This is a genomic window from Streptomyces sioyaensis (assembly GCF_004122735.1).
Taxonomy (GTDB): Bacteria; Actinomycetota; Actinomycetes; order Streptomycetales; family Streptomycetaceae; genus Streptomyces; species Streptomyces sioyaensis.
The window spans coordinates 1-10,499 of the sequence record NZ_SDIF01000169.1 but is presented as its reverse complement, the minus strand read 5'-3'; the positions used below and the strand labels follow the sequence as shown (position 1 = coordinate 10,499).

Genomic DNA, 10,499 nt, shown 5'->3' with positions numbered 1-10,499 from the left:
AGGCCGGTGGGGGCGGGCCCCGGCCGTCGTCTGCGTGCAGTCGAGGGACGAGGCCCGCCCCCACCGGTCTTCTCCCACCCCCAACGGGAGGGGGCGGACCGCAGGACGGAGTCCGGAGGGCCGGTCCCGCAGCCGAACAGCCAGCGCAGCGGCAACCAGCCCGCCGCAGGCGCAACGGCGAGACGGCGCACGGCGGGAAAGCCGACAACGTGCGGCGCACCGCAAAACGTACGGCGGGACAGCCGACAACGTGGGAATCAACCCGCGCTACGCGCGGGAACGCAACGGCCGTCCTCTGTGTGGTAGTTCCAGCGTGCGCCGTCCGTCACCAGTTCCTTGACCGCGCGGAGAAAGCGTTCGACGTGCTCATCCGGCGTGCCAACGCCAAAGCTGACGCGGATGGCGTTCAGCGAGCGCTCGCCGGGGGCTGCCTCCGGGGCGCCGCACTCCCCGGGGTCCTGCGGCTCGCTGCCCAGCAGGGTCCGTACCAGCGGGTGGGCGCAGAACAGGCCGTCGCGGACGCCGATGCCGTACTCCGCCGACAGCGCCGCGGCGAAGTGCGAGCTGTTCCAGCCCTCGACGACGAACGACAGCACGCCCACCCGGGCGGCGTCCGCGCCGAAGAGGGAGAGCACCTGGACCTCGGGCACCTCGGCCAGGCCCGCCGTGACGCGGTCGATCAGCTCCTGCTCACGGGCGATCAGCTCCGGGAAACCGGCCTCGGTCAGGGCCCGGCAGGCGGAGGCGATCGCGTAGGCACCGATGACGTTCGGCGAACCGGCCTCGTGCCGGGCCGCGGTGGTGTGCCACTCGACGTCCACTCCGCCGGCCCCGTCCCCGCTCACGCGTCGGGTGACCTTGCGGCTGGCGCCGCCGCCCGCCAGGTACGGTGCGGCAGCCTGCAACCAGTCCGCGCGGCCGGCCAGCACACCGGCGCCGAACGGCGCGTACAGCTTGTGGCCGGAGAAGGCGACCCAGTCGGCGTCCAGCTCGGCGAGGTCCACGGGGTGGTGCGGGACGAGCTGCGCCGCGTCGAGGACGATCCGGGCGCCGTGCGCATGTGCCGCGGCCGCCAGCTCCCGCACCGGCCACAGCTCACCGGTCACGTTGGACGCGCCCGTCACACAGACCAGCGCGGGACCGTAGGGCTCGCGCTCGGCCAGCGCCTTCTCCAGGGTGTCCACCGCCTGCTGCGGGGTGCGCGGGGCGTCGAGGTAGGTCACGTCGACATCCGCGCGCTGCTCCCACGGCAGCAGCGAGGCGTGGTGCTCGGTCTCGAAGACGAACACCCGGGTGTCCTGCGGGAGCGCGGCGGCGAGGAGGTTGAGCGAATCGGTGGTGGAGCGGGTGAAGACCACCTGGTCGTCGGCGCGGCAGCCGAGGAAGTCGGCGATCGTCCGGCGGCTGTTCTCGAAGAGGTCGGTGGACAGCTGCGAGAGGTATCCGGCGCCGCGGTGGACGCTGCCGTAGTACGGGGCGTAGGCGGCGACGTCGTCCCAGACGCGCTGGAGGGCGGGGGCGCTGGCGGCGTAGTCCAGTGCGGCGTAGTCGACCTCGCCGCCGGTCACGAGCGGGACGCGGACATCCCGGCCGAGAACCGGCAGCGGGGCACAAACGGAACGGTCGGCGGCAACGGCGGCAACAGACATGGCGAACTCCCGTAAGAGGTAAGCGAATTCGCTGCGGGCGGGGGCGCGGAAGGGCGCGCCGGGGCACCGCGGCGGAAAGGAAAAAGGGATGCGGAGAAGGGGCCGTCGAGCCCTATCGCATTCGCTGATTCACGGAAGTTCTCCCTCGGGGACCAGGATCCCTGGCGAGGGATCCGCGCTTGCCGCAGACCTCGCTGCCTGCGGCCTGGTCATCACCCGGGGCACCCCGCCACGGAAGGAGGGTTGCCGGACAGCGGGCCGGGGCCTGTGTCGCTGTCACTCGTGACCTGCGCAGAATCATGCCATACCGCCGGTGCGCCGCAAGGCCCGGTCCACATGACGGAACGGGCCTTGCGTCACACCCTGGGTGACCGTGCGCTCAGGCGTTGCTGGCCGCCACCCAGCGCTCCAGCGCCCGCTTGGCCTGCCCGGAGTCGATCGAGGCGGCGGCGGTGACGATCCCGGCCCGGATCTGGTCCGCCAGCGGGGCATCGGTGGGCTCCAGGGCGACCAGCGCCGCCGCGGAGTTCAGCAGCACCGCGTCGCGTACCGGCCCGGTCTCCCCGTCCAGCAGCCGGCGCGCGACCTCCGCGTTGTACGAGGCGTCCGCGCCGCGCAGCGCCTCCACCGGCACCAGGTCGATCCCCACGTCCCGCGGATCGAAGGCCTCCTCGCGCACCGTGCCGTCCCGGACGATCCACACCCGCGAGGTCGCGGTCGTGGTCAGCTCGTCCAGGCCGTCGTCGCCGCGGAACACCAGCGCGGAGGAGCCGCGCTCGGCGAGCACTCCGGCCAGGATGGGCGCCATCCGGGCGTCCGCGACGCCGGTGGCCTGGGCGCGGACCTTCGCGGGGTTGGTCAGCGGGCCCAGCACGTTGAACGTGGTGCGGATGCCGAGCTGGCCCCGGGCGTTGGCGACGTGCCGCAGCGAGGGGTGGAACTTCACCGCGAAGCAGAAGGTGATCCCTGCTTCCTCGGCGACCTCGACGACCCGTCGCGGGGTGAGATCGAGGTTGACGCCGAGCTTCTCCAGGACGTCGGAGGCGCCGCTGGCCGAGGACGCGGCGCGGTTGCCGTGCTTGACGACCTTGGCGCCGGTGCCGGCCACCACGATCGAGGACATCGTGGAGATGTTGACGGTCTTGGCACCGTCGCCGCCGGTGCCGACGATGTCCACGCTCGGGCCGGGCACCTCGATCAGCCGGGCGTGCGCGTACATGGTGCGCACCAGGCCGGAGATCTCGGCGACGGTCTCGCCCTTGGCGCGCAGGGCCACCGCGAAACCGGCGATCTGGGCGTCGCCGGCCTCGCCCCGCATGATCTTGTCCATCGCCCATGCGGTGTCGTCCGCGGTGAGGTCACGGCCGTCGAGCAGGGCGTTCAGGAGGCCCGGCCAGGTCTGGGCCGCCACGCTGTCGCCGCCAAAGGGGGTCGCAACGCTCATGGTCCACACTCCTGGTTTGTCTCCTGCTTCTGTCGTTCACCCTATCGACCCGCCGGACACGCCGGAGGGCCCCGTCCGCTTGGACGGGGCCCTCTGGGTGGCGTGCTCCCTACGGTGCGCTACGAGGCGCCGCGGTGATCAGTGGTGGCCGTGGCCGCTGGTGATCTCCTTGTACTCCTCGACCGTGGGCTTGGCGATGACGCTGTCCTCGCCGTAGTAGCTCTTGGAGAGCTTGGCGCGCAGCTTCTGCGCACGCGAGAGCTTGCGCTCCACGCCGTTCTCGTCGACCTCCGGACCCAGTTCGAGCGGCTCGGGCTGCTCGTGCTGGGTGAGGAGGTGCAGCTGCTCCTGGTCGAGCGGCTCGTGGACCTCGATGAACTCGCCGTGCGGCAGGCGCTTGATGATGCCGGACTCGCGGCCGTGCAGCACCTTGTCCTTGTCGCGCCGCTGCAGACCCAGGCAGATCCGCTTGGTGGCGATGAAGCCCAGCACCGGTCCGACGAAGAACGCGATCCGGACGAACCAGGTGATCGAGTTGATCGACAGGTGGAAGTGCGTCGCCCACAGGTCGTTGCCGCCACCGATCAGCATCACGAAGTACGCGATCAGCCAGGCGACACCGAAGCCCGTACGGGTCGGGACGTTGCGCGGGCGGTCCAGGATGTGGTGCTCGCGCTTGTCGCCGCGGACCCAGGACTCCACGAACGGGTAGACCGCGATGGCGACCAGGACCAGCGGGAAGACCAGGATCGGGATCAGCACGCCGAAGTTGAGGGTGTGGCCCCAGAAGTTCCACTCCCAGCCCGGCATGACACGCACCAGACCCTCGGCGAAGCCCATGTACCAGTCGGGCTGGGCGCCGGTGGACACCTGGTCGGGGCGGTACGGGCCGATGGCCCACACCGGGTTGATGCTGGCGATCGCGGCGATCGCCGCGATCACACCGAAGACCAGGAAGAAGAAGCCTCCGGCCTTGGCCATGTAGACCGGCAGCAGCGGCATGCCCACGACGTTGTTGTTGGTCTTGCCGGCACCCGGGAACTGGGTGTGCTTGTGGTAGAAGACCAGGATCAGGTGCGCCACCAGCAGGCCGAGCATGATGCCCGGCAGCAGCAGCACGTGCACCGTGAAGAACCGCGGGATGATGTCGTGCCCCGGGAACTCCCCGCCGAAGATGAAGAACTGCAGGTACGAACCGACCAGCGGCATCGCCAGGATGACGCCCTCGATGAACCGCACGCCGGTGCCGGAGAGCAGGTCGTCGGGGAGCGAGTAGCCGGTGAAGCCGGTGAACATGCCCAGCACGAACAGCAGGAAGCCGAACAGCCAGTTGACCTCACGCGGCTTGCGGAAGGCGCCGGTGAAGAACACCCGCATCATGTGGACCATCATCGCGGCCAGGAAGACCAGCGCGGCCCAGTGGTGGATCTGGCGGATCAGCAGACCACCACGCACGTCGAAGCTGATGTTCAGCGTCGACTCAAAGGCCTGCGTCATCCGGATTCCCTGCATGGGCACATAGGAACCGTGATAGGTCACCTCGGCCATGCTCGGGTGGAAGAACAGCGTCAGATAGACACCGGTCAGGATGATGATGATGAAGCTGTAAAGCGCGACCTCGCCCAGCATGAAGGACCAGTGGTCCGGGAAGATCTTGCGCATGTTGGACTTGGCGAGGCTGTAGATGCCCAGCCTGCCGTCCGCCCAGTCGGCGATCCGCTCGCCCCGTGGCGCCGGGCCACGGCGCGTGGTGGTCGCGCTCGTCTCGTTACTCATCCGCGCTCCCAGAAGCTCGGGCCGACGGGCTCCCCGAAGCCGCTTGCGGCCTCCAGGAAGCCGTCCTTCTCCGTGATGTGCAGCTGCGGCAGGGCGTGACCGGCCGGACCGAAGATCACCCGACCACCGTCAGAGAGGTCGAAGGTCGACTGGTGGCAGGGGCAGAGCACATGGTGCGTCTGCTGCTCGTACAGGCTGATCGGGCAGCCCACGTGGGTGCAGATCTTGGAGTACGCCACGATGCCCTCGTGCGACCAGGACAGCTCGTGCTTGTCCTTGATGTTCTGCGGCTGGATCCGCACGAGCATCAGGGCGTCCTTGGCGATCTTCTCCGCGAACTCCTCGTCGTCCTCCTCCAGGCCCTCGGGCTTGGCGAAGGTGAGCGAGCCGACGGCGATGTCCTCGGGACGCAGCGGGAGGTTGGTGGACGCGTTGACGAGCCGGACGCCCTTCTTCCAGTTCGTCGTCCGCAGCTTGGTGCCGGGCAGCGGCCCGAGGTCGCGCAGCAGGACGACGCCGGAGAGCGGCACCAGGGCCAGCGCGCCGAACATCGTGTTGCGGACCAGCTTGCGGCGGCCGATCTGCGACTCCTTCGCACCGTCCGCGAAGTCCGCCATGACCTTGGCCTTGACCTCAGGGGTCGCCTCGATCGGGTGGCGCTCGTCGGCGACCTCCTCGTCCGACATCAGCGTGCGGGCCCAGTGGACCGCGCCGGCGCCGATGCAGAAGAGCGCCGCACCGAGGGTCAGACCCAGCGCGAAGTTCAGCGCGCTGATGTGGCCGATCGGCCAGATGTAGACGATCTTGTCGATCGGGATCGCCACGTACGAGGCGATGAAGGCGACCGTGGCGATCATCGACACGACGAAGAGGAGGGCCACGGTGCGCTCGGAGCGCTTGGCGGCCCGCTCGTCGATGTCCTGGGCACGGTGCTCGTGGGGCGGCAGACCCGGGTCGGCGAACGGGTTCTCCGCCGTGATCACCGCACCTTCGTGAGCCGTCTCCCGCTCACCGGGAAGGGTTTCTTCTGGCACGTCTTCGTGTCGTCCAGTCTCACTCATGACTTCTTGGCCTTCGTAGTCCGGGCTGCGACCCAGATGGCGACCGCGATCAGCGCGCCCAGGCCGAAGATGTAACCGAAGAGACCCTCACTGACCGGACCGAGACCACCGAGGTCGAGGCCGCCGGGGCTCTCCGATTCATCGCCGTTGACGGCGCCGAGGTACGCGATGATGTCCTTCTTGTTCTGCTTCGACAGCGAGCCGTCACCGAAGGAGGGCATGTTCTGCGGGCCGGTCTCCATGGCCTCGTAGATGTGCTTCGGGTCCACGCCCTCAAGCGTCGGTGCGAACTTGCCGTTGGTGAGGGCGCCGCCCTTACCGGTGAAGTTGTGGCACTGCGCGCAGTTGGTGCGGAACAGCTCGCCGCCCTTGCCGATGTTGGCGCCGTCGGAGCTGTACTGCGACTTCTCCGGAACGGTCGGGCCGGCACCCAGCGACGCGACATAGGCCGCAAGCTGGTCGATCTGGGCGTTGGTGTAGATGTTCCGCTTCCGCGGCACCTGGGCGCCGGGCTGCTGGGCGGGCATACGGCCGGTGCCGACCTGGAAGTCGACGGCGGCGGCGCCCACGCCGACCAGGCTCGGGCCGTCGGAGGTGCCCTGACCGCCGGTGCCGTGGCAGCTTGCGCAGCCCACGGCGAAGAGCTTCTTGCCCTCCTTGATGGCAAGAGACTGGGCGGTGTCATCGGCCTGAGCCTTGTCCGCCGGCGCGAACGCGGCGTACAGCCCCCCAGTGACCGCCAGCGCGAGGAGTAGGACGACGAGCGCCGCCAGCGGATGGCGCCGTCGTGCGGAGAGCTTTTTCACGGATTACCCCGGTGTCAGGATCTTCTGCGTCGATGCTTTGGCTATGTCTGTCTGATATGCGGGCCCGGCAAGGCCCCGTACCGGTTACCGGATCAGGTAGATCGTGGCGAAGAGGCCGATCCAGACGACATCGACGAAGTGCCAGTAGTAGGACACGACGATGGCCGCGGTGGCCTGCGTGTGGGTGAACCTCTTGGCCGCGTACGTCCTGCCCAGGACCAGCAGGAAGGCGATCAGACCGCCTGTCACATGCAGTCCGTGGAAGCCGGTGGTCAGGTAGAACACCGAGCCGTAGGGGCCGGACGAGAGCGACAGGCCCTCGTGCTTGACCAGCTCGGTGTACTCGAAGACCTGACCGCCGATGAAGATCGCACCCATGATGAAGGTGACCACGAACCAGGCCCGGAGCTTCTTGACGTCGCCACGCTCGGCGGCGAATACGCCGAGCTGGCAGGTCAGCGAGCTGAGCACCAGGATCGTGGTGTTGGTCGCGGAGAACGGAAGATTCAGCGCACTGGCGGATTCCTTCCAATACGCCTCGCCGGTCACCGATCGAAGGGTGAAGTACATCGCGAAGAGGGCCGCGAAGAACATCAGCTCGGAACTCAGCCAGATGATGGTTCCGACGCTGGTGAGGTTCGGCCGATTGACCGACGGGTGCGCGTGCCCGGTTTCTACTGTCGTTGCTGTCGCCACGACCGACATTATGTCGGTCGCTTATCCCGCCCTCACTCCGGGGGGTACCGTTCGGTGTGTCAAGGGCGTATGCCCTGCTCGTACGGCCGATTTCGGCGATCGCTCGAAGGAGGGACGCAGCGGCCGGGACACGATGCCCGGGCCCCGCCGGGACCGCTCCTGACTGTCCGTCGGGAAGATCCCGGATCCGTCCGAACCCTCCTGTAAGCACCCGCCGCGGGAGTAGCATCCGCCCCACCCGATGCTGTGCCGCTACGAAGCGTGGAGGAACGATGCAGGCGACTGCCACGGTGCTGGTCTACAGCGACAACGCAGGCACCCGCGAGCAGGTCCGGCTGGCGGCCGGACGGCGCCCCGCCGCCGATGCCCCGCAGATCGAGATCCTGGAGTGCGCCACCGCACCGGCCGTGCTCACGGCGCTGGAGCAGGGCGGCATCGATGTCTGTGTGCTGGACGGCGAGACCGCCCCCGCGGGCGGCATGGGCGTCTGCCGGCAGATCAAGGACGAGATCTTCCAGTGCCCGCCGGTGCTGCTGCTGATCGGCCGCCCCCAGGACGCCTGGCTGGCGACCTGGAGCCGTGCGGACGCCGCGGTGACCCACCCGCTGGACCCGGTCGCCTTCGCCGACGCCCTGGCCGGCCTGCTGCGCCGCAGGCGCCTCGTACAGGCCTGAGCGGCCTGCTGGGCGGCGCTCAGAAGGTCGGGCGCAGCCGGGCGTCGTCGGCGGGGTTCTGCTCGCGCTCGGCGCTTCCTGTGGTGCTGGAGGCCTTGTTCTTCAGCGCGCTGCCGGCCCGCCATTCCTGCCAGGGCATGTTCCAGTCGCCGAAGCCGTTGTCGAACGGCGTCATGGTCTCGCCGCCGCTGTTGACGACCTTGACGATGTCGCCGACCCGGACGTGGTTGAAGAACCACTGGGCGTTGCCGGTGGACATGCCCGTACAGCCGTGGCTGACGTTCGCCGCGCCCTGGGATCCGACGGACCAGGGTGCGGCGTGCACGTACTCCCCGCTCCAGGTCACCCGGGTGGCCCAGTAGACCGGCAGGTCGTAGGAGTCCGAGCTGCCGGCGGCGATGCCGACGGTCGAGCTGCGCATCCGCACGAAGCTCTCCTTGCCGAGGACGACCTTGACGCCGTTACGGGTGGAGAAACCGGGCTTGCCGGTGGTCACGGGGATGGTGTTGATCTCCTCACCGTTGCGCAGCACCGTCATGTGGTGTGCCGCCGCGTCGGTGATGGCCTCCACCCGGTCGCCGGTGGTGAGCCGCAGCGGCTTGGACGGGCCGCCGTAGAGCCCCTTGGCGATCTTCAGGCCGGCCAGGTTGCTGTGCACCGAGATGGTGGCGTGGGCGGGCCAGTACTCCTTCGGGCGGAAGTGCAGCTTCTTGCCGTCCACCCAGTGCCAGGCGCCCTCGACCCGCGGCATGGAATCGACCTTCAGGGCGCTCTCGACGATGGCCCGCTGCTTCTGGTCCTTGACCGGCCGGCTCAGCTCGGCGGTGACCGGCTGGCCGACGCCGTACTCGCCGCCCTCCGGCCCGAAGACCGCGGTCAACTGGCCGTCGGCGTCCGCGGTGTGGACCGTGAGCGTCTTGCGGCCGGGCGCACCGTCCTCGTCCTCGGTGCTCACCCGCACCGTGTAGCGGCTGCCGGCGGCCAGGGGCACCGTGGTACGCCAGCGCCTGCCGTCGGCGCTCAGCTCGCCGCGGACGAAGCGGCCGGTGGAGTCGGTGGCGGTCACGTCGGTGATCCGCGCGTCGTCCCCCTTGACGGACACCTCAAGCGGCTTGTCGGGGTCCGCCTTCTTCGTGCCGTCGGGGGTGTTGGCCGTGATCTGGTCGGCCGCGTCGTAGGGAGCGGCGGAGAGCGCTTCCGAATCCGAGCCCCCGCACGCGGTGGCGCTCACCGCAAGGGGCACGAGCAGGAGGCCGCAGCTCAGCACCGTCCGGGTTCGAGGTCTGTGACTCATGCCCCAAAAATATGAAGAATCACCTGGCCCAGCGCGCTGGAGGACTGCAAACGGGTCTGTCCCCGGCCCTGAAACGCGGCGGGCCCGGACACCCTGAGGGGGTGTCCGGGCCCGCCGTACGGCAGTGCGCGTGCTTACTGCGTGCGGTTCTCACCGTGGTAGTACTCGAAGACCCAGCCGAAGAGTCCGACGAAGATCACCGGCAGCGAGAAGTACAGCAGCCACCAGCCGAAGACGACGCCCAGGAAGGCGAGCGCGCCGCCGAAGGCCAGGGACAGCGGCTGCCAGCTGTGCGGGCTGAAGAAGCCCAGCTCGCCGGCGTCGTCCGAGACCTCGGCGTTCTCGTTGTCCTGTGCGCCCGCGTCGACCCGCCGGGCCGTGAAGGCCAGGTAGTAGCCGACCATGATGCACAGGCCGAAGGCGAGGAACAGCGCGGTGGTGCCCGCCGGCTCCTTCGACCACAGGCCATAGACGATCGCCATGACGAGGACGAAGACGGAGAGCCAGATGAACATCTTGCCCTGGATCTTCACTTGCCCGCCTCCTTGCCGCCGGCGAGGGCCTTGTCGTCCTCGGTGCCGTGGCCGTTGTGCAGCGCGTCAAGGGCTGCGATCTCCGGGTGGTGCAGGTCGAAGGCCGGGGATTCGGACCGAATACGCGGCAGGGTGAGGAAGTTGTGCCGCGGCGGCGGGCAGGACGTCGCCCACTCCAGCGAGCGGCCGTAGCCCCACGGGTCGTCGACCTCGATCTTCTCGCCGTACTTCGACGTCTTCCAGACGTTGTAGAGGAACGGCAGGATCGACAGGCCCAGCAGGAACGAGCTGATCGTCGAGATGGTGTTCAGCGTCGTGAAGCCGTCGGCCGCGAGGTAGTCCGCGTAACGCCGCGGCATGCCCTCGGCGCCCAGCCAGTGCTGGACGAGGAAGGTGCCGTGGAAGCCCACGAACAGCGTCCAGAAGGTGATCTTCCCGAGCCGCTCGTCCAGCATCTTGCCGGTCATCTTCGGCCACCAGAAGTGGAACCCGGCGAACATCGCGAAGACGACCGTACCGAAGACCACGTAATGGAAGTGCGCCACCACGAAGTACGAGTCGGAGAC

At 68.9% G+C, this 10,499-nt stretch carries 10 protein-coding genes and 1 riboswitch; of the genes, 1 reads left to right on the top strand and 9 read right to left on the bottom strand.

The window, feature by feature from the left end:
* Positions 1-257: 257 nt before the first annotated feature.
* The 6 genes from EST54_RS31350 to ctaE form a co-directional block, all read right to left on the bottom strand.
* Entirely contained in the window at positions 258-1,649 is a 1,392-nt protein-coding gene (locus tag EST54_RS31350) for an aminotransferase class V-fold PLP-dependent enzyme (protein ID WP_129251086.1), read from the bottom strand.
* A 170-nt stretch (positions 1,650-1,819) separates the two neighbouring features.
* Positions 1,820-1,937: riboswitch (SAM riboswitch) on the bottom strand.
* 91 nt (positions 1,938-2,028) lie between these two features.
* Positions 2,029-3,093 (bottom strand): anthranilate phosphoribosyltransferase, encoded by a 1,065-nt coding sequence (gene trpD, locus EST54_RS31345; protein WP_129251085.1) that lies wholly within the window; start codon positions 3,091-3,093, stop codon positions 2,029-2,031.
* Positions 3,094-3,231: 138 nt separating this feature from the next.
* Positions 3,232-4,869, bottom strand: a complete 1,638-nt coding sequence (gene qcrB, locus EST54_RS31340) for a cytochrome bc1 complex cytochrome b subunit (RefSeq protein ID WP_129251084.1) — start codon at positions 4,867-4,869, stop codon at positions 3,232-3,234.
* The gene (gene qcrA, locus EST54_RS31335) at positions 4,866-5,930 is read right to left on the bottom strand and encodes a cytochrome bc1 complex Rieske iron-sulfur subunit (RefSeq protein ID WP_129251083.1); all 1,065 of its coding nucleotides are present in this window, start codon (positions 5,928-5,930) and stop codon (positions 4,866-4,868) included. The genes qcrB and qcrA overlap by 4 nt, the downstream gene beginning before the upstream one ends.
* Positions 5,927-6,736 (bottom strand): cytochrome bc1 complex diheme cytochrome c subunit, encoded by an 810-nt coding sequence (qcrC, locus tag EST54_RS31330; RefSeq protein WP_129251082.1) that lies wholly within the window; start codon positions 6,734-6,736, stop codon positions 5,927-5,929. The genes qcrA and qcrC overlap by 4 nt, the downstream gene beginning before the upstream one ends.
* 84 nt (positions 6,737-6,820) lie before the next feature.
* Entirely contained in the window at positions 6,821-7,441 is a 621-nt protein-coding gene (gene ctaE / locus EST54_RS31325) for an aa3-type cytochrome oxidase subunit III (RefSeq protein ID WP_006606088.1), read from the bottom strand.
* A 263-nt stretch (positions 7,442-7,704) separates the two neighbouring features.
* Here ctaE and EST54_RS31320 point away from each other — a divergent pair, with 263 nt between their 5' ends.
* Complete coding sequence (locus EST54_RS31320; protein ID WP_006606087.1) at positions 7,705-8,106, top strand: hypothetical protein; 402 nt, start codon at positions 7,705-7,707, stop codon at positions 8,104-8,106.
* A gap of 19 nt (positions 8,107-8,125) precedes the next feature.
* On the opposite strand, the gene EST54_RS31315 is transcribed toward EST54_RS31320, so the two are convergent.
* The 3 genes from EST54_RS31315 to EST54_RS31305 form a co-directional block, all read right to left on the bottom strand.
* A complete protein-coding gene (locus tag EST54_RS31315) occupies positions 8,126-9,400 on the bottom strand; it encodes a L,D-transpeptidase (protein ID WP_174857553.1) in 1,275 nt (424 codons plus the stop codon).
* A 134-nt stretch (positions 9,401-9,534) separates the two neighbouring features.
* Positions 9,535-9,933: a cytochrome c oxidase subunit 4 gene (locus EST54_RS31310; protein WP_129251081.1), complete on the bottom strand. Its 399-nt coding sequence runs from the start codon at positions 9,931-9,933 to the stop codon at positions 9,535-9,537.
* A partial coding sequence (locus EST54_RS31305; RefSeq protein ID WP_174857552.1) for a cbb3-type cytochrome c oxidase subunit I occupies positions 9,930-10,499 on the bottom strand: 570 nt, incomplete at its 5' end. The genes EST54_RS31305 and EST54_RS31310, both read right to left, overlap by 4 nt.

Bases quoted from the DNA above. Each gene is read 5' to 3' on its own strand.
- EST54_RS31315 (WP_174857553.1), bottom strand. From the start codon at position 9,400: ATGAGTCACAGACCTCGAACCCGGACGGTGCTGAGCTGCGGCCTCCTG.
- ctaE (WP_006606088.1), bottom strand. From the start codon at position 7,441: ATGTCGGTCGTGGCGACAGCAACGACAGTAGAAACCGGGCACGCGCAC.
- qcrA (WP_129251083.1), bottom strand. From the start codon at position 5,930: ATGAGTGAGACTGGACGACACGAAGACGTGCCAGAAGAAACCCTTCCC.
- trpD (WP_129251085.1), bottom strand. From the start codon at position 3,093: ATGAGCGTTGCGACCCCCTTTGGCGGCGACAGCGTGGCGGCCCAGACC.
- qcrB (WP_129251084.1), bottom strand. From the start codon at position 4,869: ATGAGTAACGAGACGAGCGCGACCACCACGCGCCGTGGCCCGGCGCCA.
- EST54_RS31320 (WP_006606087.1), top strand. From the start codon at position 7,705: ATGCAGGCGACTGCCACGGTGCTGGTCTACAGCGACAACGCAGGCACC.
- EST54_RS31350 (WP_129251086.1), bottom strand. From the start codon at position 1,649: ATGTCTGTTGCCGCCGTTGCCGCCGACCGTTCCGTTTGTGCCCCGCTG.